Here is a 13,067-nt window from a genome sequence, read left to right on the forward strand (position 1 = left end):
TGACTGGTGTGGCAGGGCGGCGGCAGCAACGAGAAACGCGTACCCATGAACCCCGTCGCAAGAACGGTTCTGCAGCGCCTTGGCCTCGGCCTGGTCACGCTGTTCATCGTCTCCATCATTATCTTCTCTGCGATCGCAATGCTGCCGGGCGACTTCGCCAAGGCGACGCTCGGACAATCCGCGACACCCGAAACGGTCGCCGCCTTCCAGCGAGAAATTGGCATCGACCGTCCGCCTGTCGAGCGCTACTTCGTCTGGGTCGGGCAGATGCTCCACGGGGATTTCGGCTCTTCGTTCGCGAGCCGCACCGGGTATCGGCGCACCGTGGCCGAGATCATCGCGCCGCGCCTCTACAATACGATGTTCCTCGCGTCGATGACCGCGCTGATCGCAGTTCCGCTGGCCCTGGGACTTGGCATCCTCGCTGCGCTCTACCGCAATGGCTGGTTCGACCGGCTGGTGAACGCAGTGACGCTGACAACCATTTCGTTCCCGGAGTTTTTCGTCGCCTATATGCTTGCCTACCTGGTCATCTCGCGCGACACGTTCATCGGATCCGAGTTCGCACAATCCCTGCCGCACTGGCTCGCAGTGTCACTGAACTGGATACTCAACGCAGTTCCCAAGTTCCCGACCTTGTCCAACGTGAACGACCAGACGCCGTTCTGGAATCACGTCTGGAGAGTAGCTTTGCCGGCAACCACGCTTACGCTCGTCATCGTCGCCCACATGATGCGCATGACACGAGCGGCGATCATCAACATGCTGGCAAGCCCCTATATCGACATGGCGCGGCTGAAGGGAATGTCGCCCATGGCCATCGTACTCAGGCATGCCTTGCCCAACGCATGGGCTCCGATCGTCACGGTGGTGGCGTTCAATCTTGCTTATCTGGTCGTCGGAGTGGTCGTTGTCGAAGTGGTGTTCGTCTATCCCGGCATCGGTCAGCTGATGGTTGATGCGGTCAAATCCAGGGATGTTCCGGTTGTCCAGGCCTGCGCCCTGATTTTCGCGGCGACCTACATCCTGCTCAATCTGACTGCCGACATCATTTCGATCGCCACCAATCCAAGGCTCTTGCATCCACGATGACCAGCTACGAACCCATCGCTCAGGTTCACAGGCTGAGGCGCTCGCGCGCCACCCGGGCCAAAACGGCGCTGAAGAAGGCACCCTTCAGTGCCTGGTTCGGCATCCTCGTCATCATCGGCTATGTCATCGTTGCGGTGTTCGCGCACTGGATCGCCCCATACGGCGAAACGCAGGTCTTCAGCGAAGCCTTCGCACCGTGGAGCCAGCAGTTCAAACTGGGAACCGACCAGCTCGGCCGCGATATGCTCACACGCTTGATTTACGGTGCGCGCAACACCATCGGTATCGCCGTCGCGACCACACTGCTGTCCTTCGCCGTCGGCGTCTCGCTCGGCCTTCTTGCCGCATTGTACAGGGGATGGCTCGACCAGATACTGTCGCGTGCGGTGGACGTGTTGATGTCGATCCCAAGCCTGATCTTCGCCCTGGTGCTGCTTTCGATCTTCGGGTCGTCGATCACCAGCCTGATAATCATCATTGCGCTGCTCGATTCCACCCGCGTCTTTCGGCTCGCACGCGCCGTCGGGCTTAACGTAGCAGTGATGGAATATGTCGAGGTGGCGCGATTGCGCGGCGAAGGCCCGAAATGGATCATCGCCAAGGAAATCCTTCCCAATGTCATGCCGCCGCTGGTCGCGGAGTTCGGCTTGCGATTTTGCTTCGTATTCCTCACGATCGCGGCACTGTCCTTCCTGGGCGTCGGCATTCAGCCGCCGACCGCCGATTGGGGATCGATGGTGCGCGAGAATGCAACCCTGATCACCTACGGCGATGTCACGCCGCTGCTGCCGGCCGGCGCGATTGCCCTCCTCACGGTATCCGTGAATTTCGTCGTCGACTGGTTCCTGCACGCAACAAGCGGGTTGCGGGATGAAAGGTAGCGGTCCGGCCTCGCGCGAAAAAGGTAAGGATCTACTTCAGATCCGCAATCTCCATGTGGAGGGCTTCTCGGACGAGCGATGGCATCCCATTGTCCGCGGGGTCGATCTGGCGCTGAAGCGGGGGGAGGTTCTTGGCCTGATCGGCGAGTCAGGCGCCGGCAAATCCACCATTGGCCTCGCCGCGATGGGTTACGCCAAGCCGGGCTGCCGTATCACACAGGGCTCGATCCTGTTCGACGGGCTCGATCTTCTGGCACTCAGCGAAACAGGGCGGCGTCGCCTCAGAGGCTCCCGTATCGCCTATGTCGCACAAAGCGCCGCGGCCTCTTTCAATCCGGCCCACCGGCTCCTCGACCAGACTGTCGAAACTGTGGTGGCGCATGGGATTGCCAGCCGAGAGAAAGCGAACCGGAGTGCCGTCGATCTTTATCGGCGTCTTCAGCTTCCAGACCCGGAGACCATCGGCTTTCGCTATCCTCATCAGGTTTCCGGCGGACAGTTGCAACGGGCAATGACCGCGATGGCGATGGCCTGTCGTCCGGACCTCATCGTCTTCGACGAGCCAACGACGGCGCTCGATGTGACGACGCAGGTCGAAGTTCTCGCCTCCATTCGCAATGTCGTGGAGGAATTCAACACGGCTGCAATTTATGTGACGCATGATCTGGCGGTGGTGGCGCAAATGGCGGACCGCATCATGGTTTTGCGCGATGGACTTACCGTGGAGGAGGCTGAAACACGCCAGATGCTCGCCTCGCCCAGCCAGGAATATACCAAAACGCTCTGGGCCGTGCGCAAGCTCGCCAAGCCCGAAGTTCCGGCCGATGAATATCTGCTTACGATAGACAACGTCACCGCGGCTTACGCGCGGAGGGTCAAGGTGCTCCAGGATGTCTCCATCAAAGTTCCACGTGGACGAACAGTGGCTGTGGTCGGCGAATCCGGTTCCGGGAAATCGACGCTCGCTCGCGTCGTTACCGGCCTGTTGCCGCGGCTTTCGGGGTCGATTTCCTTTGCCGGCCAGGCCCTTTCCAAGACCCTGGAGACCCGCCCAAAAGAGATTCTGCGTCGCATACAGATGATTTATCAAATGCCCGACAACGCGCTAAATCCGCGCCAGACGGTCGAAGAAGTCATAGCTCGGCCGCTTGAATTCTATCTTGGCCTCAAGGGAGCGCAGCGGGATCGGCGGATCGGCGAACTCATGCACATGGTCGAGATGAGCGAAACTTACTTGGATCGTGTGCCGGCCGAACTGTCGGGGGGCCAGAAGCAGCGCGTTTGCATCGCCCGAGCGTTGGCCGCCGATCCGGAACTGATCATCTGCGACGAAATCACGTCTGCGCTCGACCAGATTGTGCAGGAGGAAATCCTCAAGCTGTTAATGCGGCTTCAGCGCGAGCTCGGCATGAGCTACATTTTCATCACCCATGACATTGCCACCGTGCGGGCGATCGCCGACGAGATTGTGGTCATGCACCAGGGGAAAGTCGTTGAGCAGGGATTAAAGAGCGAAATTCTCACGCCGCCGCATGCCCCCTATACCGAACGGCTTTTATCCTCCGTGCCGGAAATGGATCCGGATTGGCTGACAAGGCTGCTGGCCAGCCGGGGCTGAGGACGCATTGTTATTCAACGCGAATGAACGCAAGCTGCGGATCGGGCGGCATGACAGGTCCTCCGAAACGCCCTCATTGAATCGGCCTGGTCGGTCTTCCGCCGTGCCGCCTTGACACTGACGGATGCGCGACCAGCGGACTTCCGCTTCGCTTCCACCAGCCGACAGGGCTAAACTGGCATAGAACGACAATCGCAGGATTTTGGCTCAAGTGAGCCCGTGCCGGACGAGGTGGCGAACGACCGGGGAAAACATCTGCTGGCCGATATAAGACCCGATGTTCGCATTTTCGAAGATCGCTTGGGCGGTAACGGCATCCTCGACTATGGGGATACCTGCCTCGCGCGCCTGAGCCATCATATCTTCGGCCGCACGGCCCTGACCCTTGCCGACAATTGTCGGCACAGGCGTTTCGCCCTTGACGTAGCGCAAGGCCACGGCGCGGTCGCCTGACACCAAGACGATGACCGCGTTTTTCACACCTAGCTTCGCAGGCTGCATCACTGCTTCGCGCCGCTGTCGCTGCTGTTCACGGCGGATCAATGGATCGCCTTCGAGATCTTTGTGTTCGCGCTTGTATTCGGTTGTTGTCATGCGCATGTCCCGTAGGAACAGCCAGCGCTGAATAGGAACATCGATCAAGCCGATGACGATAAAGGCCAGGGCGGCGGCAGTCCCGAGAGGTGTCATCACCGCCTTGATGGTCGGCTCCAGGCATGTCTGACCACAGCCTGGCGCATCGAAGAGAGGCTGTAGCCAGGCGATCAGGATGAATACGAAAAGGCTTGCCAGGAACACCACCTTGACGAGGCCCTTGGCGAACTCGATGACATTGCGGAGCGACAGGATCTTCTGAAGGCCCTTCGCCGGGTTTATGCGATCGAACTGCGGCTTGAGCGGCTCGAACGAGAAGACCGGCCCGAACGTGGCCAGCATGCCGAAGGCTACGGTGAGAACCACAACGATGCCGACTAGCGGCAATGTGGCAAGCATCAGCAATGAGAACGAGTGGTGGATGGCACGCAGGCTGACCTCCTCGAAAGAGCCGCCGGGCACCGTCACAGTCTGCACGAGTTCCGAAAGATATTTGAAGAGCAGCGGCCAGCAAAAATAGAGATAGCCAAGCGCTGCGAAAAGAGTGAAGCCGGATACCAGGTCGCGGCTTTGCGAAACCTGGCCCTTGCGGCGGGCGTCACGAAGCTTCTTGTCGGACGCCGGTAATTTCTTTTCCTCAGCTTCTTCGGCCATGTTGCAATCTTACCGCACTATCGTGGTTCCAGTCGGCCGATGCCCTGTGTAAGGTGGGACAGGCTTGAATACGGAGAGGTGGATTTGCGGTTGCGTGTCGTATTCATGCCAGTCGTCGTCGCGCTGGCGCTGAGCGGTTGCCAGACGACCCAAACCGGCTCCGTGCAGGCCAAGGCGCAGGGCCCATCGTCTCAATCCGAGCGCCTGATCAAGCTTGCCGACGATATTGATGCGCGCGGAGAAAGTGATACCGCCATCGCGCTCTACCAGCGCGCCGCAGCAATGCCGGGCGCCAAGGCGAGCGCGTTCGTCAAGACAGGCGACGCTTACATGCGGGCAGGCTATCCTGCCGATGCCGCCAAAGCTTATCGGGCCGCGCTGGCCAAAGCTCCCAATGACGGGGGAGCAATGCTTGGGCTTGGCTCGGCGATGATGGAGGTAGGCGATATCGATGCAGGCATGCGCGCGCTTGCGCAGGCAGCGCCGCTGGTCAACACCAGCGGCGCCTACAACCGATTGGGCGTTGCGCAGACTTTCGCCGGGCAGACAGGGCAGGCGCAGGAGACTTTCGCCCAGGCGTTGAGACTCGCGCCGGGCGATCTTGACGTCGAGACCAACATGGCATTGGCGGCAGCCCTCGAAGACAATTCCGCTGCGGCGCTGCCGCTGGTGCAGAAAATTGCCGCCGCTCCCAATGCGCAATTGCACCACAAGCGCAACATTGTGGTGGTGTACGGGCTTCTTGGCCAGGCCGACCAGGTCAAGGCCTCGCCGCCAATCGGGCTGACGACCAAGGAGGTGGCCACCCTGCTTGCCCGCGCAAGAACCATTCGGCTGAAGGGCAGCACTCAGGCCAAAGCGAAGGCGCTCGGCTCCATCCTCGGCTAGCGAATCGGGCCGGAGGGCCTGAAGCGATCTTCCGCCAAGCGCGACGCGTAGGGTGACACTACGCGGGCGAATACCGCGCCGGCTCACTCGACTGGGAGCGTTGTTTGCGGCACCGACGGCGCGCTGTTGGCGCCGCCTATCGGAGCCTCCTCGCCATCGAGGTAGCGACGGGCCGCCCGCGCGGTCGGTGCCGCCGCCGCCGGGCCCATGCGGCGGCCTTCTACGAGGTCACGCTGGCTTTCGGACATCCGCTGAAGATTGAAGGCATTGGCGCAACCGGGCGGCAGATGGGAGCCGACGCCGGAGACGATCGTCAGATTCGTCTTGACAGCAGAGTTGTCGTCGTCGGCTGGCTCGGCCAGACAGGCATCGGGAGCAAGAACTGAGCCGCCGACACCTTTCTCGGAGCCGCCTGCATCCGTCGAAACATAGTTGTAGCCAGGCGAATAATCCTGCCGCTGTTGCGGGCTGCTCGCGCAGCCGGCCAGAACCAGCGCTGGAACAACGCAGAAAAATGCGATGGGGGATGTCATATCCGGTCCTCGTTACTTGATGATCAGACCCGTCGCCGATGCGTCATTGGCGTGCTTGCGGCTGCGGTGCTTGGCTGCCGGACGATCAAGCGGCGTGGCGAGGCTGTCGCGCACCGGTTCCACCAGATAGGGCGTAATCAAAATGACCAGTTCGGTCTCTTCGTGCTGGAAACGCTGTGATTGAAAAAGCGGGCCAAGCACCGGTACATCGCCCAGCACCGGAAACTTTTCCAGATTGCGCGAAGTCCGCTGCTGGAAAAGGCCGGCGATCGCAAATGTCTGACCGCTCGCCACTTCGACCGTGGTGTCGGCCTTGCGCACGACGAAACTCGGCATGGCGAAACCGTTGGCGCTTACGGATCCGGTCTCAGATAGAGAACTGACTTCCGGCTGGACATGGAGCGCGATGCGATTGCGGCCGATCAGCGTCGGGGTGAAGCCGAGGGACACGCCGAAGGGCTTGTATTGGACGGTGACGACGTCGGTTCCTTGCGGGATCGGAACCGGAATTTCGCCACCGGCGAGAAAGCTTGCCGTCTGACCGGTCATGGCCGTCAGGTTCGGTTCGGCCAGTATCTTGACGATGCCGTTGCGTTGCAGGGCTTCGATCAGAATGTCGAAGTTCAGGCCATGCGCCTGGTCCATGTTCAAACCGAAATTCCCGTTGCCCGAGGGCACACCGTTGTCCTGGAACATGTTGAATTCGAAGCCGCCGCTCCTGTAGCCGACGGACCAGTCGACGCCGTAGGACTGCAGTTCCGTGCGCGAGACCTCGGCGAAGCGAACCCGAATGTTGACTTGCTGTGAGCCCTGCACGGTCATGTTGTTCAGCGGCGGCTGTTCCGGTGGCGAGAAGGTCCGGGCGACATTGTCCAGATCCGTTGCCTCATCGACGCCTCGCGCCTCGCCTGTTGCAACGATACGGGTCCCGAAAATGTGGAGATTTGTCGCCGAGCTCGGCTGCATTGCTTGCTTGGCCTCGGTAGCAGGCGTGACATCGGGGGTGACGCGGAACTGGGCCGTTGCCTCGATCCGTTCATCGGCCGTGATCGCAATGAGGTTGGTCAGGCCGGGTTTGAGGCCGAACACATAGACCATGCTCGGCGACACGACCTGAAGGTCCGCGATCGTGGTGTCGGCAATCAGCACGGATTCGACCGGTTCATTGAACCGCAATAAGCGTCCTTGCCCGACCGGCAAGCCGACCGTTGGTTTGCTCGGCAACGCTGATATGTTCTGTGCCGTCGCATCGGCCAGTGTGAGCAACAACGCCAGCAGGACGCCAATCGTCGCGATAGCGAGCCGGCCTAAATCTGCCCGCCGGGCGAAAGCGGCTGATCCTACGCCTGCCGCGGTGTTGTGGATGGTCATGCCATTTCTCTCCTGAATCCCCGATGTCCCCATCCGTCCGGCTGGCGTCAGGAGGGCGCCTCCTGCGCGGCATTCGCCTGAGCCGACGGGAGCGAATGGGAGACGACGCGCGCGCCGGCTTTGCCGGAGCGGCCGGCGATCGTGGCCAGCGGCTGGACATTGAACTCGTGTGCGAGTTCCTGGAAGGATAGGACCGGAAGCTCGATGCCATTGTGTGCCAGCAGGCTGCGCATGTGACGGCGCACATCCATCGCGGCGAGGACGACCGGTGAAACATCGGTGGCGTTCTGCGACCGGGCTCGCTCGATTTCGGTGACCAAAGCCTGCGCATCATCGTCCGACAGATTCAGGAAGGTGCCGGTCGACGTGCTTTGCACCGCGTTTCGCAGGATGTCTTCGGCCGACCGCTGCAGCACATAGGCCGCGATGATGTTGTTGCGGCCGGCGAAGCGGAAGCTGATCTGGCGCTTCAAGGATGTGCGGACATGTTCCGTCAGCAAGAGGACGTCCTGTTCGCGTTGGCCCCATTCGATGAGTGCCTCGAGGATAAGGCGCAGATTGCGGATCGGGACGTTTTCCCCGACGAGCCGGCGGAGCACTTCCGCGATCTTCTGGAGCGGCACGGTCTCCTGCGCCTCCCTGACCAGATCCGCATAATCCGGTTCCATGTCCGAGAGCAGCCTGCGTGTCTCCTGAATCCCGACGAAATGGCCGGCATAAAGACGAAGTGCATGGCCGGTCCATTTGGCCGCTATTTGCACCGGCGTTGAGAAGACGAACCCGGCTTCCTTCAGTGCTGACAGGTAGCTGTCATCGGCCCATTCGAATTTACGCAGACCGGCAATCGGAGAACCTTTTTCGTAGGGTATTTCGAGCAGATCGAGATGCGTCGTGTCCGCTTCGACAAGAACACGGTTGGCACGAATTTCGGCATCCAAGATGGGCGCACCTTCCAGATCGACACGGACGCTTCGTGGCGAAAGCATCTCGTCGACCTGCATACCGATGGCCGGAACGTCGACACCGAGATCACCGAAGAGGTCGCGGCGCACGCCGTCGGCGAGCGCGGCAAATTCGAGCTCCGGGACCAAGCGTCCGAGCTCGGTTCCGAAGCGCACGACGACGCGGTAGGACGGAGACAGTGTTGCGGTGGAGATTGCCGAAAGCGACGCGGAATTCCCCCGCTGTGCAGGCGCGGCGATATGGCCGATGTCTTGAGGCTCGGATTCCTGGGCGGTGCGGCGATTGATTGCATAGGCGCCGGCTCCGCAGCAGGCACCTAGGACTAGGAAGGCGATGGAGGGGAAGCCTGGCACCATGGCAAGGCCGACCATGATCACCGCGGCGAGCGCGAGCGCGCGGGAGTCGCGCAGCAGCTGGCTGGTTATTTGCCGGCCAAGATCGCCCGTTCCGTCCGCGCTGCCGACGCGCGTCACCATTGTGCCGGCGGCCACAGCGACGAGCAGTGCAGGTATCTGCGCCACCAGGCCGTCGCCCACGGTGAGCAGCGTGTAGGTCGCAGCCGCGTCGCCGATCGACATATCGTGCTGCAGCGTACCGACTGCGAAACCACCGATCAGGTTGACCAGAATGATCACAATGCCTGCGATCACGTCCCCCTTGACGAATTTCATGGCGCCATCCATTGCGCCAAACAGCTGGCTCTCGCGCTCCAGCTGCTGGCGCAGGTGGCGTGCCTCCGCCTGATCGATGTCGCCGTTGCGCAACTCGGCATCGATGCTCATCTGCTTGCCCGGTAGCGCATCGAGCGTGAAGCGCGCGGCCACCTCGGCGACGCGTTCGGCACCCCGCGCAACAACGATGAACTGCGCAACAGTGATGATCAGGAAGATGACGAGGCCCACCGCAATGCTGCCACCGACGACGAAGGTGCCGAAGGCGGTAATGATCTCGCCTGCGTCGGCCTGGAGCAGGATGAGTCGCGTGGTCGTGATCGTGATCGCCAGCCGGAACAAAGTGGCGATGAGGATGACCGACGGCAGTGACGAAAACTGGAGTGGATGAGAAACGTAGAACGAGGCCAGCAGGATAAGCACGCTGATGGCGATGTTTGCGGTGATGAGAATGTCGACGAGAAACGTCGGCAATGGAATGAGCATCATCACCACCGCGACGAGCATCAGGATGGCAATGACCAGATCGCTGCGGCGTGACAGCCTGGCAAGAAATTGCATCAGTCGTTCCGAGACGGTCATCCGACGCCTCGTTGCGACAGGAAGTTAAGCAAGGCACTGCGCGCCTCCGTCTTGCGCCCCGCCACGAGCAAGGCGCGGCTCTTCAGCAATGTAAGCACCGGGTGATCCATTCCTTCCAAGGTCTCCAGCCTGGCAATCGTGGCAAGCGCCTTTTCCGCCTCGCCATCGAGTATGAGAAGGTGCGCCAACGTTCTGAGGATGCCGGCATTTCCCGGCGAGAGCTGTGCAGCAATAAGCAGGTAGGCCGCGCCCCGCTTTGCCTGCCCGTGACACCCGTAGAGATAGCCTAGGACATGCAAAAGATGCACGGTGTCACGCGGCTCGGTCAGAGTTCTATCCTTCCTGCATGCGACCAAGCAGATCGCGATGACGCTCGATTTCATCCTCCATCAGCGTTCTGGCGAGCGTCTTGAGTTGCTCCCCGCCCTCCAGGCTTGGGACCAGGTGCGTTACAAGATGCTGGAGAATAGGCACGGAGCGACGCAGGATGGCTGGTTCGGGAATATTGGGCATGACGAAATTGGCGAGTATCTCGTCGAGCGACTCGCCGGCCGCACCTTGAGAAGCCTGGAATTCCGCCGTTTCCGGCCTTTCTGCACCGGCGGCGGATTTCGTCCCCTGAGCACGGTTTGCTGCTTTGTCGACCCCATTCATCCGCCGCCGGCTGATGGCCTGGCCCCGCACACCTTCCGCCTGCCGCCCCTCGCGGCCCGCCGTGTCAACCCGTGCCGTGTCGAATCGTGCCGCTTCAAGCCGCCGGTTCACGGATATTTCAGCGCGACCGTGGCGCCGCCCTTGGTCAGGAAAAGTTCGGTTTCGCCGATGTGTTTGACGGCCCAGCCGTCATCGGTGAATGCACCTTCGTGATAGCGCGCCCCATCGGCTGCGATGACGTAGGGCCGCTCGCCATACCAGATCGCCTGCAGCCTCAGGCGCGGGGCCTGCTGCGCATTGCCAACCATGACGTTTGAGATGAGGGGAAGGTAAGCGCCGAACGACTGATCGAACCAGGATTGCGTTTGTGCCCAGACATCACTCTTGTCATTCGGGATCATACCCGAGACCACGAGGCGTCCCTCCGATTGCAGAACCGTTAATGTGCTTATGCCGGATTGCTCGAGGCGCAGCTTGAGCTGGCTTTCCGCTTCGGCGGCAGTGTGGATTTGCGCTGGCGATGAATCGTCCAGGATTTTTTCCCCTGCCTGGCCGACGAAAGCCACTCTGACTGGTTGCCCGTCTTGAGAGGACGCCTTTGCGCCAATCTCTTGCTTGGCGAAAGAAAACCCGTTCGCGGTGACGGAAATTGCGAGAACCGCACAGAGAACGCTGCTCGCGACCAGCAGCGGGCGATTGGCAAAGGACCATCGATTGGGTACGCGTTGCAGGCTGACCAGCTTGATGCGCGCCTCGCCAACACTTATGGTGAGCGGCAGCCTGCAGCGGCTGCCATGTCCCTCATGGATGGTCTCGCCCGTGGCCAACGTGACATCGCCGCCGACGGCTTCGATTTCAACTTGGCTGCCCTTGCGCCGCAGCCTTGCGTGAATCGGTGCGATGCCGGCATCGCGCAGGACAATGTCCGACTCAGTGCTGGAGCCGATCGTATATTGTGGCTCGACCAGACTGACTTCGGCGCCGGCGTGAAATCCGTGGGTCACGCTCAGCGCAATGGAATGTCCGGTTTCCGGAGAGGGGGCGATGATCGATCCGAGTCGGCGCGCCGGCGCTGCTGGTTCCAGATGTTTGGTGATAGGACGAGCGGTCATGCCACTTCATCTCCCGCCGATGACCATTTCAAATGCGGCCTGATGACGGCGCTGAAAAAATTGCGCCGTGCAAAGTACGCCGCCGGGTGCTTGCGGCGGCGCATGGTTCGGGAATCCGCCGCCTTAGGCCTTTTCAGCCGACTGGCCGAGCGTCCTGGCGGTGCTCATCAGCATGTCATGCTGGGATTTCGCGATCTCTTTCGTGATCTCCAGGCCAAACATGCGCTCCTGGTGCTTGATCATCTTGTCCAGGTTCTGTTCCGGCGACCCTGCTGAGCCGGAGGTAATGGGAGGGGTAGCAGCCATCATTGTCTCCTTGAGGGACTATCCAAGTTGCAAACTCCGGACTCACATCGCTGCAGTCCGGAGGGTTGCGAAGGCAGCTTAAGGCAGCATGGCCGAAAATGAAAGTCCAGTTGGAATATTTGAGACACTTCGGTTCCAACTGTTGCGTCGCCTGTGTTCAAGGAGTACCTTGGCAGGTGGGTGAATGGGGTTTCAGAATGGAAAAAGGTCCTTTGGCCGAGCTTTTGGTCGAACGGTTCGAGACTATGCCACCGCAGTTGCGGGTCGCCGCACGTTTCGTGCTGGATCATCCCAAGGATGTCGCACTGATGTCGATGCGCGAGCAGGCGCACCAGGCCGGCGTTTCGCACAGCACGATGATGCGGCTGGCGCGATGGATTGGCCTTGAAGGCTACGAAGATATGCGCAGCCTTTATGCGCGCGCGCTGCGCGAGACCATCGCGGGCGAGCCGGCGCGACAGGGTATCGGACAGCATGGCGATCCGGGATATTCGACTGCCGGCGTCGTTGCCGACACGCTCGCCGCCCAGATCTCAAGCCTTGGCGAATACGGCAACGCCATGCAGTTCATCGCGGCAGCCGGTCTGCTCGCCCGGTCACGCGATCTGTTCGCTGTCGGCTCGCGCGCCGCCTATCCGGTCGCGAGCCACTTCGTTCACATCATGTCCTTGCTGGCTGGCACCGACTGCAAGGTGACGCTTGTCGGCGAGATGGCCGGACCGGGCCTGGATGCCCTCCAGCACGCGGGACGCGGCGCGGTACTTCTTGCGGTGGGCCTATCGCCCTACGAGCGCACGACGATCGACGTTGCGCGCCAGTCGGCTCGGCAGGGCATCGGCGTGGTGGCGGTCACCGACAGCAGCGTGTCGCCGCTGACACAGATCGCGCGGGAAACAATTATCGTTACGTCAAATTCGCAGTCGTTCTTCCGAAGCATGGCGCCGGCGTTCGCCGCCGTCGAGATTCTGGCGGCGCTGGCGGCAGCGCAGTCTGAAACGAACGCCGCAGAACGGGTAAAACAGTCGGAAGAGCAGCTTGCTGCTTTCGGCATTTATTGGAAGCCCCCTCGATAACATCCGAAAGGTTGCGATCGGGCGGGCGTGACGGCAGCCAGGCTGCCGGCAACGTTAATTTCCGGAGATCTTCCT

The 13,067-nt window shown here is 61.1% G+C and carries 13 protein-coding genes; 5 read left to right on the plus strand and 8 right to left on the minus strand.

Annotation, left to right across the window (positions count from 1 at the left end; all coding sequences use genetic code 11):
• Window positions 1-45 precede the first annotated feature (45 nt).
• The 3 genes from NKJ20_RS15745 to NKJ20_RS15755 are packed head-to-tail and all read left to right on the plus strand — an operon-like array spanning window position 46 to window position 3,591.
• The gene (locus NKJ20_RS15745; RefSeq protein WP_352449150.1) at window positions 46-1,092 is read left to right on the plus strand and encodes an ABC transporter permease; all 1,047 of its coding nucleotides are present in this window, start codon (window positions 46-48) and stop codon (window positions 1,090-1,092) included.
• Window positions 1,089-1,973, plus strand: a complete 885-nt coding sequence (locus tag NKJ20_RS15750) for an ABC transporter permease (protein WP_352449149.1) — start codon at window positions 1,089-1,091, stop codon at window positions 1,971-1,973. The genes NKJ20_RS15745 and NKJ20_RS15750 overlap by 4 nt, the downstream gene beginning before the upstream one ends.
• Window positions 1,963-3,591: an ABC transporter ATP-binding protein gene (locus NKJ20_RS15755; protein ID WP_352449148.1), complete on the plus strand. Its 1,629-nt coding sequence runs from the start codon at window positions 1,963-1,965 to the stop codon at window positions 3,589-3,591. The genes NKJ20_RS15750 and NKJ20_RS15755 overlap by 11 nt, the downstream gene beginning before the upstream one ends.
• A gap of 207 nt (window positions 3,592-3,798) precedes the next feature.
• On the opposite strand, the gene NKJ20_RS15760 is transcribed toward NKJ20_RS15755, so the two are convergent.
• A complete protein-coding gene (locus NKJ20_RS15760) occupies window positions 3,799-4,839 on the minus strand; it encodes an EscU/YscU/HrcU family type III secretion system export apparatus switch protein (protein ID WP_352449147.1) in 1,041 nt (346 codons plus the stop codon).
• 90 nt (window positions 4,840-4,929) lie between these two features.
• Between NKJ20_RS15760 and NKJ20_RS15765 the strand changes: the two genes are divergently transcribed.
• Window positions 4,930-5,727 (plus strand): tetratricopeptide repeat protein, encoded by a 798-nt coding sequence (locus tag NKJ20_RS15765; RefSeq protein ID WP_352449146.1) that lies wholly within the window; start codon window positions 4,930-4,932, stop codon window positions 5,725-5,727.
• Window positions 5,728-5,810: 83 nt separating this feature from the next.
• On the opposite strand, the gene NKJ20_RS15770 is transcribed toward NKJ20_RS15765, so the two are convergent.
• The 7 genes from NKJ20_RS15770 to NKJ20_RS15800 all read right to left on the minus strand — a co-directional run bounded on the left by NKJ20_RS15770 (window position 5,811) and on the right by NKJ20_RS15800 (window position 11,919).
• Complete coding sequence (locus NKJ20_RS15770) at window positions 5,811-6,260, minus strand: hypothetical protein (RefSeq protein ID WP_352745149.1); 450 nt, start codon at window positions 6,258-6,260, stop codon at window positions 5,811-5,813.
• A 12-nt stretch (window positions 6,261-6,272) separates the two neighbouring features.
• Window positions 6,273-7,631, minus strand: coding sequence for a type II and III secretion system protein family protein (locus tag NKJ20_RS15775; protein WP_352454230.1), 1,359 nt, complete (start codon window positions 7,629-7,631; stop codon window positions 6,273-6,275).
• A 47-nt stretch (window positions 7,632-7,678) separates the two neighbouring features.
• Window positions 7,679-9,826: a type III secretion system export apparatus subunit SctV gene (gene sctV, locus NKJ20_RS15780; protein ID WP_352745151.1), complete on the minus strand. Its 2,148-nt coding sequence runs from the start codon at window positions 9,824-9,826 to the stop codon at window positions 7,679-7,681.
• A 17-nt stretch (window positions 9,827-9,843) separates the two neighbouring features.
• A complete protein-coding gene (locus NKJ20_RS15785) occupies window positions 9,844-10,155 on the minus strand; it encodes a tetratricopeptide repeat protein (RefSeq protein WP_352745154.1) in 312 nt (103 codons plus the stop codon).
• Window positions 10,156-10,180: 25 nt separating this feature from the next.
• Complete coding sequence (locus NKJ20_RS15790) at window positions 10,181-10,612, minus strand: hypothetical protein (RefSeq protein WP_352449141.1); 432 nt, start codon at window positions 10,610-10,612, stop codon at window positions 10,181-10,183.
• Complete coding sequence (locus tag NKJ20_RS15795; protein ID WP_352745156.1) at window positions 10,609-11,613, minus strand: SctD/MshK family protein; 1,005 nt, start codon at window positions 11,611-11,613, stop codon at window positions 10,609-10,611. Before NKJ20_RS15795 ends, NKJ20_RS15790 begins: the two co-directional genes overlap by 4 nt.
• A 123-nt stretch (window positions 11,614-11,736) precedes the next feature.
• Window positions 11,737-11,919: a hypothetical protein gene (locus NKJ20_RS15800; protein WP_126092905.1), complete on the minus strand. Its 183-nt coding sequence runs from the start codon at window positions 11,917-11,919 to the stop codon at window positions 11,737-11,739.
• Between the two features lie 197 nt (window positions 11,920-12,116).
• Here NKJ20_RS15800 and NKJ20_RS15805 point away from each other — a divergent pair, with 197 nt between their 5' ends.
• The gene (locus NKJ20_RS15805) at window positions 12,117-12,992 is read left to right on the plus strand and encodes a MurR/RpiR family transcriptional regulator (protein ID WP_352745159.1); all 876 of its coding nucleotides are present in this window, start codon (window positions 12,117-12,119) and stop codon (window positions 12,990-12,992) included.
• Window positions 12,993-13,067 lie beyond the last annotated feature (75 nt).

The sequence above is a fragment of the Mesorhizobium sp. M0185 genome (genome assembly GCF_040322175.1).
Taxonomy (GTDB): Bacteria; Pseudomonadota; Alphaproteobacteria; order Rhizobiales; family Rhizobiaceae; genus Mesorhizobium.